Genomic DNA, 16,147 nt, shown 5'->3' on the forward strand with positions numbered 1-16,147 from the left:
GAGAGGCAAGACATGGACGAATTCATGCAGGCCGCCATTGCCGAAGCCCGGCAGGGCCTGGCCGAGGGCGGCATTCCCATCGGCTCGGTGATCGTGCACGACGGTCGCATCATCGGGCGCGGGCATAACCGGCGAGTCCAGCAGGGCAGCGCCATCCTGCACGGCGAGATGGATGCCTTCGAGAACGCCGGCCGCCAGCCGGCCTCGGTGTATCGGGAGGCGGTGCTGTACACCACCTTGTCGCCCTGTTCGATGTGCAGCGGGGCGATTCTGCTTTACGGCATTCGCCGCGTCATCGTCGGCGAGAACCGGACCTTCATGGGCGAAGAAGAACTACTGCGCTCGCGCGGCGTTGCCGTCGAGGTGCTGCAGGACGAAAGCTGCATCGCCCTGATGCGCGACTTCATCGCCGCCCGGCCGGAATTGTGGAATGAGGATATCGGGGTTTGAACCGGCGCCCCGCACCATGAAAAACGGCGCCCGCGGGCGCCGTTGTCGCGACAGTTGCGCGATTTCAGCCCGGCGCGTTCGGGTTGCGGTGCGCCCAGCCGGTCAGGCGCCGCTCCGCCAGGGCGAAGAGTTCGTACATGACCACCCCCATGACGCCGATGACGATCAGCCCGGCGAAGACGAGCGGCATGTTCATCGACGAGCTGGCCGACATCATCAGGTAGCCGATGCCGAGGTTGGAGGCGACCGTTTCCGAGATCACCGAGCCGACGAAGGCGAGCGTGATCGCCACTTTCAGCGAAGCGAAGAAGAACGGCAGCGAGCGCGGAATACCGACCTTGATCAGGATCTGCCAGCGACGGGCGCCGAGCGAACGGAGCACGTCTTCCAGTTCCGGTTCCAGCGTCGCCAGGCCAGTGGCGACGTTGACCACGACCGGGAAGAAGGAGATCAGGAAGGCGGTGAGGATGGCCGGGATGGTGCCGATGCCGAACCAGACGACGAGCACCGGCACGAAGGCGACCTTGGGAATGCTGTTGAAACCGACCAGCAGCGGGTAGCAGGCTTTGTACACCAAGGGCGAGGCACCAACGGCGAGGCCGAGCATCATGCCGACGACGACGGCAATGGCGAAGCCGGCCAGCGTCGTCCACAGCGTCTGCATGGCGTGCATCATGATCGGCCCCGCGTATTCGACGCCGGAGACCCAGATCGCGCTCGGCGCCGGCATCAGGTAATCGGGAATGGCCAGGCCGGTACAGATGATTTCCCAGATCAGGAAAATGGCGACAGTGAGCAACCAGGGCGCGGCCTTGATGAGGGTGGAAGGTTTGATGACCATGGGAATTCCTCAGGATTCGCGGATGCGGCCGATGTGGTCGCGCAGCTCGTGCACGTAGGCGGCAAACGTGTCGGTGTAGGTGACATCGAGCGGACGCGGGCGCGGCAGTTCGATTTCCTTGCGCACCAGGATGCGGCCCGGGCGCTTGCTCATCACGTAGACGGTGTCGGCCAGAAAGACCGCCTCGCGCAGGTCGTGGGTCACCAGAATGACGGTGAACGGCTTCTCCTGCCAGAGGTCGCGCAGCATGCACCAGAGCTCTTCGCGGGTGAAGGCGTCGAGGGCGCCGAAGGGCTCGTCGAGCATCAAGAGGCGCGGCTGGTGGATCAGCGCGCGGCAGATCGAGGCCCGCTGCTGCATGCCGCCGGACAGTTCCCAGGGAAACTTGTCGCCGTAGCCGGCCAGCCCGACGCGGGCGAGCAATGCCTCGGCGTCGGCCGTGTATTGCGCCTTTTCCTTCTTCAGGTTGCTGCGGAAGGGCTCGACGATTTCCAGCGGCAGCATCACATTGTCCAGCGTACTGCGCCAGGGCAGCAGGTTGGCGGCCTGGAAGGCCATGCCGACGATTTTCAGCGGACCGCCGACCTCGCGGCCGTCGACAAAGACGTAACCGTTGCTTGGCGGCTTGAGGCCGGAGACCAGCTTCATCAGGGTGGATTTGCCACAACCTGACGGGCCGACGACGGCGACGAATTCACCCTCACGGATGTCCAGACTGACATCCTCGATGGCGTTGGCGCCGCCTGGTGCGTAGGCCAGGCTGACGTTCTCGAACTTGACGAAAGACATGCGGATTCCCTATCGGTAACGGCAACGGCCGGCGGCGACTGCCGCCGGCCGGGGGACTTACTTGAGTGCGCGCTCGGCAGCGGCCGGCAAGAAGGCAGCACTGAACAGATCGCCGGCCTTCGGCATCGCCGGCAGGCCATAGGCCTCGACGGTTTCGGCGAGCGAGCGTTGCAGGCGCTCGCCGGTCACGGCACCGAGACCATTGGCCTTGACTTCCGGGGTGATCACGCTGGATTCAAGTGCCAGCTTGAGGCGACGCGTTTCGAGGGCAACGTTGATCAGCGGATCGCGCTCCCTGACGTAGGCAATCGCGGCATCCGGGTTGGCGATGGTTTCCTTGAGCGCCTTGTTGAAGGCGCGCAGCAGGCCGGCCACCGCTTGCGGCTTCTCGGCAATCAGTTTCGGGCTGGCGATGATCGCGTTGCCATAGAGCGCAACACCGAAATCCGGATACTTCAGGGCAACGATCTCTTCCGGCTTGACGCCACGCGCTTCGAGGTTGAGCAGACTGGTGAAGTAGAAACCGGTGATGCCATCCACGTCACCACGCGCGAGCAGGGTTTCGCGCAGCGCCGGTTCGACGCTCTGCCACTTGACGGCATCGACGGCCAGACCATTCGACTTGGCAAAAGCCGGCCAGGCCTTGCGGCCAGCATCGAAGACCGGTGCCGCCAAAGTCTTGCCGACGAGGTCGGCGGGCTTCGTGATGCCAGACTTCTTGAGCACGAAGACAGCGGCCGGCGTTGCGTTGTACACCATATAGACGGCCTGGATCTTGGAGCCCGGCGTCTTCGCCTCATGCTCGACCAGTGCATTGAAGTCGGCAAAGCCCATGTCGTAGGCGCCGGTCGCGACGCGCGTGACGGCACCGGCCGAACCCGAGCCCGAATCGATCTCGACATCCAGCCCTTCGGCGGCGAAGTAACCCTTGGCCTTGGCCATCAGGAAAGGTGCGGACGGGCCCTCGAAACGCCAATCAAGCGTGAATTTGATCTTCTGCGGAGCCTGGGCAAACGCCGGCACAGTCAGGCAGGCAAGGCCAGCGGCAAGCAGCAGGCGACGGCAGGCATTGAAGGGAAGGGACATGAGCGATTCTCCTGAACGGTTGTGAATGGCCGTCTTCATGCAATCGCCGTGCCAAGCAATAAGTCTATGTTTTTAAACAACTTTTTAAAACCGGAAATTTCCCGAGGCCGCGTCGGTCAAGCCAGCAGAAGGTTTTCACCAAAATAGCGCAAAAAGCACGCCTCGATTTGGTGCATGAGCAGCAAAAACGCCCCCTCACCGTGCATGCCGAAAGTATATTTGCTGCGAGATAAGCCCATTATATTCAATGGGATATAAGAAACCGACTATATGATTTCAGCGATACCGTGTATGCCGGTCATCAACGCCGCTTCCTGATAAATTTTGCCCGTCGCCTGGCTGCTGCACCGCAGCATCCGCACGAGATCACCCAAACTCAAAACCAGGAGGTTCAATCATGTTTGCCAAGAAGTCCATCCTCACCGCCAGCGTCCTGCTCGCCGTCGGCATTACCGGTGCCAGCGCCGCCGACTGGAGCGATACCTCGATCGGCTACCGCTACGGCACCAAGTTCGCCGAGCCGTTCAACAACAACGACATCAAGAAGAACATCATCAACCTGACCCACGCCAGTGGCTACAAGTACGGCAGCAACTACTTCAACGTCGACATGCTGATGTCGGACAGCAACGACTCGCCGACGACCAACGGTGTTCCCAACAAGGAGAGCAGCGCTCAGGAAGTCTATATTGTTTACCGTCACACCTTCGACTTCGGCAAGATCGCCGGCAAGAGTCTGGCGGTCGGCCCGTTCCGTGGCTTCGGCTTTACCGCCGGTTTCGACTACAACAACAAGAGCGGCGATAGCTACCAGTCGAAGAAGCGCATGCTGGTCGCCGGCCCGACGGTGATGATGAATGTGCCGGGCTTCCTCAACATCAGCCTGCTGCAATTGTGGGAAAGCAACGAACCGGCACGCGCCGTCTTCCGCCAGCCCGGCCGCTACCACTATGACCCGCACCCCATGCTCAACCTGGCCTGGGGCATTCCGCTCGGCGACAGCGGTTTCTCTTTCAGTGGCTACGCCAATTTCATCGCCGCCAAGGGCGATAACGAAAACATCGCCAAGACCAAGACCAAGGCCGAAACCAACATCGACATGGCCCTGCTCTACGATTTCAGCGGTCTGATCGGCGCCCAGAAGAACACGTTCAAGGCGGGTGTTGGCTACCAGTACTGGAAGAACAAGTTCGGCAACGACCACAAGGGTGCCGCCGGCAATGGTGCCTACGCCAAGACCCCGATGATCCGCGCCGAATATCACTTCTGAGGCGTTTTCCTCCAACCATCTTGCATGCTGCGGCCGCTTCCGGGCGGCCGCCCGGCGTTTACCGGCGAACACCACCTGCGCATTCCTGCGTATTCCCCGTCGCCAGCCGTTTCCCGGATAATCCGGTCATGACTTCGCGCCTCCCCGTTTACCAGGCGGACAACACAGCCACCTGGCACGCCGAACTGCACCTCGCCTTCACCCGGCAAGGTGCCCGTAGTGTGCTGCGCGAAAACCGCCATCGCGGTCCGCTGCGCGTGCAGAAAGCGCTTTACCCGGAAGGCGAGGCCGTCTGCCAGGCACTGCTGCTGCATCCGCCCTCAGGCATCGCCGGAGGCGATGAACTGACGATCAGCGTCACGGTCGATGCCGACGCACATGCCCAGATCACCACACCGGGGGCCGGCAAGTGGTACCGCTCGGGTGGCGCCGCTGCATCGCAGACGGTGACGCTGAACGTCGCTGCCGGCGCGACGCTGGAATGGCTGCCGCAGGAGAGCATCGTCTTCGCCGGCGCCATCGCCCGCATGGACACCCGCGTCACGCTCGCCGCCGACAGCCGCTACCTGGGCTGGGACATCCTCTGCCTGGGCCGCGCGGCGTCCGGCGAACGTTTCGAGCACGGGCGTTTCGACCTCTTCTGCCGCATCGACCGCGACGGCAAGCCGCTGTGGATCGAGCGCGGCGGTGTCTCGGGCAGCGATGCGCTGCTCGCCAGCCCGGCCGCCTGGGCCGGCAAGACGGTCTGCGGCATGCTGCTGTGCAGTTTCCCTGAACTGCCGCAACAGGCTGCTGCGCTGCTCGAAAGCCTGCGCACCATCGCCCCCGCCGATGCTGCGCTACACGGCATCACCGCCCCGCCCGGCCTGCTCATCGCCCGTTACCTGGGCGACAACAGCGAAGCCGCCCGGCAGTGGTTCGCCGAACTGTGGAAAATCCTGCGTCCGGCCGGCTGCGGCCGTCCGGCCGTGCTGCCCCGAATCTGGAATACCTGAAGGAGTCGTCATGGAACTGACACCACGTGAAAAGGACAAGCTCTTGATCTTCACCGCCGGCCTCTTGGCCGAGCGGCGCAAGGCCAAGGGCCTGAAGCTCAACTACCCGGAAGCCGTCGCGCTGATCACCTGCGCGATCATGGAAGGCGCCCGCGAAGGCAGGACGGTGGCCGAGCTGATGCACGCCGGCACCCAGGTATTGAGCCGCGCCGACGTGATGGACGGCATCGCCGAGCTGATCCCGGAAATCCAGGTCGAAGCCACCTTCCCGGACGGGACCAAGCTGGTCACGGTCCATCACCCGATTGTTTGAGGAGAACGCGATGATCCCCGGAGAACTCCTCGCCGAAACCGGCGAACTCGAATTGAACGTCGGCCGCCCGACCATCACCCTCGTGGTGGCCAATACCGGCGACCGGCCGATTCAGGTCGGCTCGCACTACCATTTTTACGAAACCAATGCCGGCTTGAGCTTCGATCGTGAAGCCGCGCGCGGCTACCGCCTCGACATCGCCGCCGGCACCGCCGTGCGCTTCGAGCCGGGCCAGAGCCGCACCGTGCAACTGGTCGCGCTGGCCGGCGAGCGCAAGGTTTACGGTTTCCGCGGCCTCGTTCAGGGAGCACTGTGATGGCGAACAAGATTACCCGTCAGGCCTATGCCGAGATGTTCGGCCCGACCACCGGCGACCGTCTCCGCTTGGCCGACACCGAGCTGATCATCGAGGTTGAGAAGGACTACACGATCTACGGCGAGGAAGTGAAATTCGGCGGCGGCAAGGTCATCCGCGACGGCATGGGCCAGAGCCAGCGCGTTTCAGCGGAAACGGTCGATACCGTGATCACCAACGCGCTGATCGTCGATGCCGTCACCGGCATCGTCAAGGCCGACATCGGCCTGAAGGACGGCCGCATCGCCTCCATCGGCAAGGCCGGCAACCCGGACATCCAGCCCGGTGTGACCATCGTCGTCGGTCCCGGCACCGAAGTCATCGCCGGTGAAGGCATGATCGTCACCGCCGGCGGCATCGACAGCCACATCCATTTCATCTGCCCGCAGCAGATCGAGGAAGCGCTGAATTCCGGCGTCACCACGATGATCGGCGGCGGCACCGGCCCAGCGACCGGCACCTACGCCACCACCTGCACGCCCGGCCCCTGGCACATCCACCGCATGCTTGAAGCCGCCGAGGCCTTTCCGATGAACCTCGGTTTCCTCGGCAAAGGCAACGCCAGCCTGCCGGCCGCGCTGCGCGAGCAGGTCGAAGCCGGCGTCATCGGCCTGAAACTGCACGAGGACTGGGGCACGACGCCCGCTGCCATCGACTGCTGCCTGTCAGTGGCTGAAGAAATGGACATCCAGGTCGCCATCCATACCGATACGCTCAACGAATCGGGCTTCGTCGAAGCCACCATCGATGCCTTCAAGGGACGCACCATCCACACCTTCCACACTGAAGGCGCGGGCGGCGGCCACGCGCCGGACATCATCAAGGCAGCCGGGCTGCCCAATGTCCTGCCCAGCTCGACCAATCCGACCATGCCGTACACGGTCAACACCATCGACGAGCATCTCGACATGCTGATGGTCTGCCACCACCTCGACCCGAGCATCGCCGAGGACGTGGCCTTCGCCGAATCGCGCATCCGCCGCGAGACCATCGCCGCCGAAGACATCCTGCACGACCTCGGCGTCTTCTCGATGATGAGCTCCGACTCGCAGGCCATGGGCCGCGTCGGCGAGGTCATCATCCGCACCTGGCAGGCGGCGCACAAGATGAAAGTCCAGCGCGGTACGCTGCCGGAAGACAACGCGCGCCACGACAATTTCCGCGTCAAGCGCTACATCGCCAAATACACGATCAACCCGGCGCTGACGCACGGCATCGCGCACACCGTCGGCTCCATCGAGGTCGGCAAGCTGGCCGACCTGGTGCTGTGGAAGCCGGCCTTCTTCGGCGTCAAACCGTCGCTGATTTTGAAGGGCGGCATGATCGCCGCCGCCGCGATGGGCGACCCCAACGCCTCGATCCCGACGCCACAGCCGGTGCATTACCGGCCGATGTTCGGCAGTTTCGGCAAGGCGCTGAAAACCTCGGTCACCTTCGTCTCGCAGGCGGCACTGCAGAACCCTGCCGTCGCCGCGCTCGGCCTGAGCAAGCCGCTGATCGCCGTTTCCGGTTGCCGTGGCGTGCAGAAGTCCGACATGGTGCACAACGGCGCCACGCCGGAAATCACCGTCGATCCCGAAACCTACGTGGTCAAGGCCGACGGCGTGCATCTCGTCTGCGAACCGGCGACCGAACTGCCACTGGCCCAACGCTATTTCCTGTTCTGACCATGTTGATCCTGAACAAACGCACCACCGCCCCCGCCACCGACACAGTGGCGCTGGCCTACGACGAACGCAAGCGCAGCCGCCTCAAGGTGACGCTGGCTTCCGGCGTTGAAGCCGGCATCTTCCTCGAACGCGGCGACCACCTGCACGGCGGCGACAAACTGATTGCCGAAGACAGCTCAACCGTCGTCGAAATCCTCGCCGCGCCGGAAAAACTGATCGAGGCCGTCGCCGACAGCCCGCTGCTGTTCGCCCGCGCCGCCTACCATCTCGGCAACCGCCATGTGCCGGTGCAGATCCTGCCCACGGAAAACGGCGGCAAGCTGCGCTTCCAGACCGACCACGTGCTCGCCGACATGGCACGCGGCCTAGGCTGCATCATCAGCGAGACGGAAGCGCCGTTTCAGCCGGAATCCGGCGCCTATGGGGCGCACGGCGGCCATCATCACCACGGTGACGAGCCCGACCATGCCGATCTGCACAACCCCGGCCACGGCCCGCACCGTTCCGTGCCGAAAATCCACGAGTTCAAACCGCGTTGACCCCTTCACTGCAACTCGCCCGCCTGCTCCAGCTCGCCAGCCCGGCCCTGCCGGTCGGCGCCTACACCTATTCGCAGGGCCTGGAATGGGCGGTCGAATCCGGCGTCATTCGTGACGAGGCAAGCGCCGGCCGCTGGATTGCCGATCTGCTCGCACACGGTATCGGCCGCTACGAAGCGCCGCTGGTTTTTGCGCTGATGCACGCGTGGACCGCAGAAGACCGCGCGGAAATCGCCCGCCTCAACGCCGAATTCCTGGCCAGTCGCGAATCCGCCGAGCTGCGCGCGGAAACGGCCCAGATGGGCTTTTCGCTGCACCGGCTGGTACGCGACCTGCGCGATCCGGCGCTGAGCGGCGTCGAAACGACACTCGCCGGACTTGGCGAGATCGCCTTCCCCACCGGCTGGGCCGGCATCGCCGCGACCTGGCAGATAGCCCCGGAAGCGGCGCTGACCGCCTATCTCTGGGCCTGGGCCGAAAACCAGGTAATGGCCGCGCTGAAAGCGGTGCCGCTCGGCCAGGCCAGCGGCCAACGACTACTTGCCAAACTCGGCGGGCGCCTGCCCGAAATTGCTGCCCTTGCCCTGAAACTGCCGGAAGGCGAATGGTCGAACTTCACCCCGGCCTTCGCCATCGCCTGCGCCCGCCACGAAACCCAATACTCCCGTCTCTTCAGATCCTAGGAAAAACATGAGCAAACAAGCCCTGCGCGTTGGCATCGGCGGCCCCGTCGGTTCCGGCAAGACCGCCCTGACCCTGGCGCTGTGCCAGGCCCTGCGCGACAAGATCGACATGGCCGTGGTCACCAACGACATCTACACCGCCGAGGACGCCAAGTTCCTGGTCAATCACTCGGCACTGGCGCCCGAGCGCATCATCGGCGTCGAGACCGGCGGCTGCCCGCACACGGCCATCCGCGAGGACGCCTCGATCAACCTCGAAGCCGTCGACCGCCTGCAGCGCGCCTTTCCCGGCGTCGAGCTGATCCTCGTCGAATCCGGCGGCGACAACCTGGCGGCGACCTTCTCGCCCGAACTCTCCGACCTGACCCTCTACGTGATCGACGTCGCCGCCGGCGAGAAGATCCCGCGCAAGGGCGGCCCCGGCATCACCAAATCCGACCTGCTGGTGATCAACAAGATCGACCTGGCGCCCATGGTCGGCGCCTCGCTCGACGTCATGGCGACCGACGCCAAGGCGCAGCGCGGCCAGCGCCCCTTCGTCTTTTCCAATCTGAAAACCGGCGAAGGGCTGGAAACCATCATCGCCTTCATTCGTGAACGCGGCATGCTGTAACGCACCATCATCGGGCAGGCCGCACCATCGGCAAACACCAGGAAATCCACACCAGTCAAAGGGAAATGCCTAAAGCATTGATTGGAAAACACTATATTGCAGCGCAACATCCGGCACGATTTTCGCTAATTTTCGGTACCCGACCCCGACGGGGAGATGTACCCAAAAAAAGGAGAAATCGGCCAATGGACAAGCAAATGGAAACCGCGCAGTTGCTGGCCCGCTTCAAATTGCAGGTGAAGCGCAGCCTGGGCGAGACCGTTGACCTGGAACGACTGACCCGCGAACCCGCCTACGCCCGCCAGCGCCTCAACGAAGTCGAAGATGCCGCCGACGACGAGGATTTGCTGATCATGGTCCTGCGCCTGCGCGACCTGCTGCTGCCGGTTGCCCGCGACACCGAAGTCATTGCCGCGCCCGAAGCGAAGCCGGTCGAAGCGGTGCAGCGCACCGCCGAAACACGCAGCTACATGCGGGGTGCGCGCGCCTGGTAAGGCGGTGGATGCAGGTGGCGCCGGTTATAATCCGGCCTTTGCTTCATCCGCCGCTTGATATCCATGCACAAGATCGCCAGAACCGCCCTCCTTGCCCTGATCCCTGCCCTGCTGCTGCCCGCCTGCGGCGAAGTCGAGGACACCCGCCCCGGCCAGCCAGTGAAAACCCGCCAGGATGCGTTCAAGGAAATGCTGCGGGTGTTCGAGCCGATGGGCGTGATGCTGCGCGAAAAGCGCTACGAGGAAGACCGCTTCCTGCGCATGGCCACCGTGCTGGTCGAGAAACGCGAGCTGCCCTGGGCACACTTCGGCCCCGACACCAACTACCCGCCGACCAAATCGACGCCACGCGTCTGGGAAGAACCGGCGCGCTTCGAGGAAGAGCGCAAGCGCTTCTTCACGACCACCGACGAACTGCTGGCCGCCGCACAGAGCAAGGACCTCAAGCGCATCGAGCCCGCCTACCAGGCGGTCTACGACAGCTGCAAGAGCTGCCACAACCCGTTCAAGGCGCGCTGACCCGGCATGTTGCGCCTGACCGAACTCAAGCTGCCGCTCGATCACCCGCCGGAGGCCCTGCGCCCGGCGCTGTGTACGCGGCTCGGCATCGCCGACGACGAACTGATCGGCTACACGATCTTCAAGCGCAGCCACGATGCGCGCAAGAAATCGGCCATCGTCCTGCTCTACCAGATCGACGTCGAACTGCGCGATGAGGCCCGCGTCGCTGCCCGCCTGAAGGACGACCGCCACATCGTGCCGACGCCGGACATGGACTACCACTTCGTCGCCCGCGCGCCCGAAGGCCTGAACGAGCGCCCGGTGGTCATCGGCATGGGCCCCTGTGGCCTGATGGCCGGGCTGCTGCTGGCGCAGATGGGTTTCCGGCCGATCATCCTCGAACGCGGCAAGGCCGTGCGCGAGCGGACCAAGGACACCTGGGGCCTGTGGCGCAAGCACGTGCTCGACCCGGAATCGAACGTCCAGTTCGGCGAAGGCGGCGCCGGTACCTTCTCCGACGGCAAGCTGTACAGCCAGATCAAGGACCCGAACTTCCTCGGACGCAAGGTCATGGCCGAGTTCGTCAAGGCCGGCGCGCCGGAAGAGATCATGTTCGTGAGCAAGCCGCACATCGGCACCTTCCGGCTGGTCAAGATGGTCGAGAACATGCGCGCGACGATCCGCGAGCTGGGCGGCGAAATTCGCTTCGGCGCCCGCGTCGAGCGCCTGCAGATCGCCAACGGCCAGATCGAAGGCGTCGAGCTCGCCGGCGGCGAGCGCATCGCCAGCCGCCATGTCGTGCTGGCGATCGGCCACAGTGCCCGCGATACCTTCCAGATGATTCACGACAGCGGCGTCTATGTCGAAGCCAAGCCCTTCGCCATCGGCTTCCGCATCGAGCACCCGCAAACGCTGATCGACAAGGCCCGCTTCGGCCCCAACGCCGGCAACGAGTTGCTCGGCGCCGCCGACTACAAGCTGGTGCACCACTGCGCCAACGGCCGCGCCGCCTACAGTTTCTGCATGTGCCCGGGCGGCCAGGTGGTCGCCGCCACCTCGGAACCCGGCCGCGTCGTCACCAACGGCATGAGCCAGTACTCGCGCGCCGAGCGCAACGCCAATTCGGCGCTGGTGGTCAATGTCGAACCCGAGGATTTCCCCGGCGACTACCGTAAAAACCCGCTGGCCGGCGTCGATTTTCAGCGCCACTGGGAGAGCCAGGCCTTCATCGCCGGCGGCAGCAACTACGACGCGCCGGCGCAACGCGTCGGCGACTTCCTCGCCGGCCGGCCGTCGACCGCACTCGGCAAGGTCGATCCGTCCTACCAGCCCGGCGTGCACATGACCGACCTCAGCACTTGCGCACCGGCCTTCGTCATCGACGCGCTGCGCGAAGCCATCCCCGCCTTCGACCGCCAGATCCACGGCTTCGCCATGGCCGACGCGGTACTCACCGGCGTCGAGACGCGCACCTCGTCACCGATCCGCATCAAACGCGGCGACGACTTCCAGAGCATCAACACCCGCGGCCTCTACCCGGCCGGCGAAGGCGCCGGCTACGCCGGCGGCATCCTGTCGGCCGGCGTCGATGGCATCAAGGTGGCGGAAGCCGTGGCCCGGGCAATGACGCAAACCTGATCAGGCGAACTGACCGGCCACCCAGCCCGACGACCAGGCCCACTGGAAGTTGTAGCCGCCCAGCCAGCCGGTGACATCGACCACTTCGCCGATGAAGTAAAGGCCGGGCACGTCGCGCGCCGCCATGGTTTTTGACGACAATGCCGCGGTCGACACGCCGCCGAGCGTGACTTCGGCCTTGGCGAAACCCAGCGTGCCCGCCGGCATCAGCGACCAGGCATTGAGCTGGCTGGCGATATGTTCGAGGTCGCGCCGGCCGAGTTCACCGATAGGCCGGCTGACTGCCTTGTCGCCACCGACCAGCGCACACCACTCGTGGGCGAAGCGCCGGGGCAGGCGTTCGGCGAGCAAGTTGGGCAGATGCACCCGACCCTGGCGCTGTCCTTCCAGCCAGTCGCCGGCGTCGATGCCCGGCAGCAGGTCGATTTCCAGTGGCCGTTTCTTGCCGCTGCCGTATTCCTGCATCTGCCAGTAGCTGGAAATCTGCAGGATGGCCGGGCCGGACAGGCCGCGGTGGGTGATCAGCACGTTTTCGCGGAAGGCTGCCGTGGAAAAGCTGGCACTGGCATCGAGCGTGGCGCCGGCCATCGGCTTCAGCGGTTCGAGCAGTTCCGGTGCCAGCGCCAGCGGCACCAATGCCGGTCGCGGCGGCACCACGGGAATGGCAAACTGTTCGGCCAGTTGATAACCGAAGGGCGAAGCGCCGATTTTCGGGATCGCCAGGCCGCCGGTGGCAACGACCAGCGACTGGCTACGGAATGTTCCTTGATCGCTAAGCACCCGCCACGGCAGCGCCGCGTCATTGCTCAGGCGCTCGACGCCCTGCACCGCGCACGGCATCGCCCAGCGCACGCCGGCATCCGCGCAGGCGTCGCGCAGCATGGCGATGATTTCCTCGGCTGAATCGTTGCAGAACAACTGGCCGTGTTCGCGCTCGTGGTAGGCGATGCGGCGCTTGTCGAGCATCGCGATGAAATCGTGCTGGGTGAAACGGGCCAGCGCCGAGCGGCAGAAATGCGGGTTCTGCGACAGGTAGTTGTCGGCGCTGACGCTGCGGTTGGTGAAATTGCAGCGGCCACCGCCGGAAATCCGGATGCGCTCGCCGAGCTTTTCGGCATGGTCGACCAGCAGCACGCGCCGCCCGCGGGCCCCGGCCTGGGCGGCACACATCATGCCGGCGGCACCGGCACCGATGATGATCACGTCAAATTGCATGGCACATCGCTTCGCTCGGCATCAGGCGGCGCATTCTAACATCGGCGCAATGCTTGACGGCGCGGGCGTCTGGCGCCACGCTATGCACACACAAACAGTATGGTGCGTTATGGACGGAATCAACCTGCCTGCCATGCTCGGCGGCATCGGCCTCTTCCTGCTCGGGATGACGATGATGACCGACGGGCTGAAGCTGGCGCTGGGCCCCTCGCTGGCCAGCCTGTTGCACACCTGGACGGCGACCCGGCTGCGCGGCCTGCTGTTCGGCATTTTCTCGACCGCCCTGGTGCAGTCATCGACGGCGATCACCGTCGCCACCATCGGCTTCGTCAATGCCGGCCTGCTGCCGCTGGGACAATCGCTGTGGGTGTTCTTTGGTTCGAATGTCGGCACCACCTTCACCGGCTGGCTGGTCGCCGTGATCGGCTTCAAGCTGAAAATCGAGGCGGCCGCGCTGCCCTTGATCGGCATCGGCATCATGTTGCGCATTTCCGGTGCGGAAACCCGGCGTGGCGCCGTCGGTAACGCCATTGGCGGCTTCGGCGTGCTGTTCCTGGGCATCGGTTTTCTGCAGCAGGCCTTTGCCGCCGGCGGCAGCGGGCTCGATCTGAGCGCCCTTTCCGGACACGGCATCTGGTCGATCCTGGCCTTCGTACTGGCCGGGGTGCTGTTGACCGTGGTCATGCAGGCCTCCGCCGCAGTCCTGGCAATCGTGCTCACACTGGCCGAAGCCGGCGTCCTGCCGATGAATGAAGCCGCCGCCGCGGTCATCGGCGCCAACATCGGCACCACCGCCACCGCCCTGCTCGCCGCCATCGGCGCCACGCCGAACGCACGCCGGGCCGCCGCCGCCCACGTCATGTTCAATTTCCTGACTGGCATTGTCGCCCTGTTCATGCTGCCGGCGCTGCTCTCGCTGATCGGCATGCTGCGCGACTGGCTCGAACTCGGTGCCCAGCCCGCCGTCAGCCTGGCCCTGTTCCATACCGTCTTCAACCTGCTCGGGGTGATCCTGATGTGGCCGCTGACCGGCCGTCTGGCGCGTTTCCTGGAAGGCCGCTTCCGGACCGAGGAAGAGGAAATCGGCCGGCCGCACTACATCGACCGCAACGTCGGCTCGGTACCTTCACTGGCGGTCGATGCCCTGCACCGCGAAGTCTCGCGGCTGGGCAACATCGTCCTCGACATGGCCCGCCTGCGCAGCACGCCGGATGGTGCCGGCCCGGCCGCCTGGCCTCGGGTCAATCCTTTCCCGCCGCTATCGCGGGCGATCCTCGACTTCGTTGCCGAGGTCAACCGGCATCCGATGCCCCAGGACACGGCGCACAACCTGGCGACGCTGCTGCGCGTGCACCGCTACTACGATACCTGCCACGAACTGTGCGCCGAACTCGGGCGGATTCATTCGACGCTGCCGCTGATCGCCGTTCACGACCTGGTCGATGAAAGCCGCAGCCTGGCCGCCCAGGCCGTCGGGCTGCTCGAACGGGTCGATCCCCTGCTCGCCGGTCAGACCCTGCCCGAAGCCGAACAACTGGGCGGTTTCGAACTGGCCTACCACGCGCTGAAAGCAAAACTGCTCGAAGCGGGCGCTGCCGGCAGCATCCCGATCGAGCAGATGGACGAACTGATGAGCGGTTTCAGCGCCCTGCGCCGCCTGGTCGAACAGGCGAACAAGGCAGCCCGCATGCTGGAAACCCTGGACCCGGTGGCCGGCAGCGCACCCGTCTCGCTGGAAAGCGCCTAGGCCGCTTCGTCCATCGGCACCAGGAAGTCCTTGCTGATGCCGTTGCCGATCAGGTAGATGCGGTCCATGAAGTCGGTCAGCCACTCGTGCAGGCCGTCCTTGAGGATGTCCTCGATCCGGCCGTAACGCAGTTGCGAGTAGAGCTGACCGGCCTGGCGCAGGGTTTCGCCGGAATGGTTGTTCGACAGCAGTTCGAGATTCTTGACCACGCCGTTCAGGCAGAAGCGCAGCGAACGCGGCATGTCGCTGTTGAGGATCAGCAGCTCGGCGACCCGCTCCGGCGTGATCACATCGCGGTACACCTTGCGATAGACCTCGAAGGCCGACACCGAACGGAGCAAGGCGCCCCACTGGTAGAAATCGGTGGCTTCCTCTTCCTCCCCGTGCGGACGCAGGACGTGGTATTTCACGTCGAGGATGCGCGCCGTGTTGTCGGCACGTTCGAGCAAGGTGCCAAGGCGGATGAAGTGGAAGGCCTCGTCCTGCAGCAACGTCCCCAGCGTGGTCCCGCGCGACAGCGAGGAACGCAGCTTGACCCACTCGAAGAAATCGCCGACGCCGGCATTGACGATCTGCTCGAAGCTCTTTTCACGGGCTTCCAGCCAGGTCGAGTTCATCGTTTCCCACATCTCGGTGGTCAGCGTGCCGCGCACCGCATGCGCGTTCTCGCGGGCCATGCGCAGGCAGCTGTAGATCGACGAGAAATTGTCGTGGTCGCTGACCATGAAACGCAGCACGTTCTCGCCATTGACCGTGTCGTACTTGGCGGCGTAGGCCTCCTCCAGGCTGTTCAACGCGATGATCGCGGCCCAGCTCTGGTTGGCGGCTTCTTCGGATTGGGGCACCAGCGACATCTGCCAGGTGACGTCGAGCAGGCGGGCAAGGTTTTCGGCGCGCTCGATGTAGCGCGACATCCAGAACAGGTGATCGGCAGTTCGGCTCAGCATG

The 16,147-nt window shown here is 64.7% G+C and carries 18 protein-coding genes; 13 read left to right on the forward strand and 5 right to left on the reverse strand.

Annotated features, from left to right (window positions below; all coding sequences use genetic code 11):
• The first annotated feature begins 12 nt into the window (after positions 1–12).
• Positions 13–450: a nucleoside deaminase gene (locus G471_RS0114770; protein WP_028996011.1), complete on the forward strand. Its 438-nt coding sequence runs from the start codon at positions 13–15 to the stop codon at positions 448–450.
• A 64-nt stretch (positions 451–514) separates the two neighbouring features.
• Here G471_RS0114770 and G471_RS0114775 read toward each other — a convergent pair whose 3' ends face one another.
• The 3 genes from G471_RS0114775 to G471_RS0114785 are packed head-to-tail and all read right to left on the reverse strand — an operon-like array spanning position 515 to position 3,166.
• Entirely contained in the window at positions 515–1,291 is a 777-nt protein-coding gene (locus G471_RS0114775; protein WP_028996012.1) for an ABC transporter permease, read from the reverse strand.
• Positions 1,292–1,300: 9 nt separating this feature from the next.
• Positions 1,301–2,080 (reverse strand): ABC transporter ATP-binding protein, encoded by a 780-nt coding sequence (locus G471_RS0114780; RefSeq protein WP_028996013.1) that lies wholly within the window; start codon positions 2,078–2,080, stop codon positions 1,301–1,303.
• A gap of 57 nt (positions 2,081–2,137) precedes the next feature.
• Entirely contained in the window at positions 2,138–3,166 is a 1,029-nt protein-coding gene (locus tag G471_RS0114785) for an ABC transporter substrate-binding protein (protein WP_028996014.1), read from the reverse strand.
• 397 nt (positions 3,167–3,563) lie between these two features.
• Here G471_RS0114785 and G471_RS0114800 point away from each other — a divergent pair, with 397 nt between their 5' ends.
• The 11 genes from G471_RS0114800 (at position 3,564) to G471_RS0114850 (ending at position 12,237) form a co-directional block, all read left to right on the forward strand.
• Positions 3,564–4,436, forward strand: coding sequence for an outer envelope protein (locus G471_RS0114800; protein WP_028996015.1), 873 nt, complete (start codon positions 3,564–3,566; stop codon positions 4,434–4,436).
• Between the two features lie 128 nt (positions 4,437–4,564).
• A complete protein-coding gene (locus G471_RS0114805) occupies positions 4,565–5,431 on the forward strand; it encodes an urease accessory protein UreD (RefSeq protein ID WP_028996016.1) in 867 nt (288 codons plus the stop codon).
• A 10-nt stretch (positions 5,432–5,441) separates the two neighbouring features.
• Complete coding sequence (gene ureA, locus G471_RS0114810) at positions 5,442–5,744, forward strand: urease subunit gamma (protein ID WP_028996017.1); 303 nt, start codon at positions 5,442–5,444, stop codon at positions 5,742–5,744.
• A 10-nt stretch (positions 5,745–5,754) separates the two neighbouring features.
• Positions 5,755–6,060, forward strand: a complete 306-nt coding sequence (locus G471_RS0114815) for an urease subunit beta (protein WP_028996018.1) — start codon at positions 5,755–5,757, stop codon at positions 6,058–6,060.
• Positions 6,060–7,766 carry an urease subunit alpha gene (ureC, locus tag G471_RS0114820; protein WP_028996019.1) on the forward strand — a complete coding sequence of 569 codons (1,707 nt, stop codon included), beginning with the start codon at positions 6,060–6,062 and terminating at the stop codon, positions 7,764–7,766. The genes G471_RS0114815 and ureC overlap by 1 nt, the downstream gene beginning before the upstream one ends.
• Before the next feature lie 2 nt (positions 7,767–7,768).
• Complete coding sequence (ureE, locus tag G471_RS17935; protein WP_043421679.1) at positions 7,769–8,308, forward strand: urease accessory protein UreE; 540 nt, start codon at positions 7,769–7,771, stop codon at positions 8,306–8,308.
• Entirely contained in the window at positions 8,305–8,991 is a 687-nt protein-coding gene (locus G471_RS0114830) for an urease accessory protein UreF (RefSeq protein ID WP_043421680.1), read from the forward strand. The genes ureE and G471_RS0114830 overlap by 4 nt, the downstream gene beginning before the upstream one ends.
• 7 nt (positions 8,992–8,998) lie before the next feature.
• Positions 8,999–9,604: an urease accessory protein UreG gene (gene ureG, locus G471_RS0114835; RefSeq protein WP_028996021.1), complete on the forward strand. Its 606-nt coding sequence runs from the start codon at positions 8,999–9,001 to the stop codon at positions 9,602–9,604.
• 185 nt (positions 9,605–9,789) lie between these two features.
• Positions 9,790–10,098 (forward strand): hypothetical protein, encoded by a 309-nt coding sequence (locus G471_RS18495; protein WP_051295522.1) that lies wholly within the window; start codon positions 9,790–9,792, stop codon positions 10,096–10,098.
• A 63-nt stretch (positions 10,099–10,161) separates the two neighbouring features.
• The gene (locus G471_RS0114845; RefSeq protein WP_028996022.1) at positions 10,162–10,617 is read left to right on the forward strand and encodes a c-type cytochrome; all 456 of its coding nucleotides are present in this window, start codon (positions 10,162–10,164) and stop codon (positions 10,615–10,617) included.
• A 6-nt stretch (positions 10,618–10,623) separates the two neighbouring features.
• Positions 10,624–12,237: an NAD(P)/FAD-dependent oxidoreductase gene (locus tag G471_RS0114850; RefSeq protein WP_028996023.1), complete on the forward strand. Its 1,614-nt coding sequence runs from the start codon at positions 10,624–10,626 to the stop codon at positions 12,235–12,237.
• Here the strand turns inward: G471_RS0114850 and G471_RS0114855 are convergent, their stop codons facing one another.
• On the reverse strand, positions 12,238–13,452 hold the full coding sequence (locus tag G471_RS0114855; protein ID WP_028996024.1) for a BaiN/RdsA family NAD(P)/FAD-dependent oxidoreductase: 1,215 nt from the start codon (positions 13,450–13,452) through the stop codon (positions 12,238–12,240).
• 109 nt (positions 13,453–13,561) lie between these two features.
• Between G471_RS0114855 and G471_RS0114860 the strand changes: the two genes are divergently transcribed.
• Positions 13,562–15,199 carry a Na/Pi cotransporter family protein gene (locus tag G471_RS0114860; protein WP_028996025.1) on the forward strand — a complete coding sequence of 546 codons (1,638 nt, stop codon included), beginning with the start codon at positions 13,562–13,564 and terminating at the stop codon, positions 15,197–15,199.
• On the opposite strand, the gene G471_RS0114865 is transcribed toward G471_RS0114860, so the two are convergent.
• Positions 15,196–16,146: an alpha-E domain-containing protein gene (locus tag G471_RS0114865; protein WP_028996026.1), complete on the reverse strand. Its 951-nt coding sequence runs from the start codon at positions 16,144–16,146 to the stop codon at positions 15,196–15,198. The genes G471_RS0114860 and G471_RS0114865 overlap by 4 nt on opposite strands.
• Between the last annotated feature and the right edge of the window lies 1 nt (position 16,147).

The sequence above is a fragment of the Azonexus hydrophilus DSM 23864 genome (assembly GCF_000429605.1).
In the GTDB taxonomy this organism is placed as follows: domain Bacteria; phylum Pseudomonadota; class Gammaproteobacteria; order Burkholderiales; family Rhodocyclaceae; genus Azonexus; species Azonexus hydrophilus.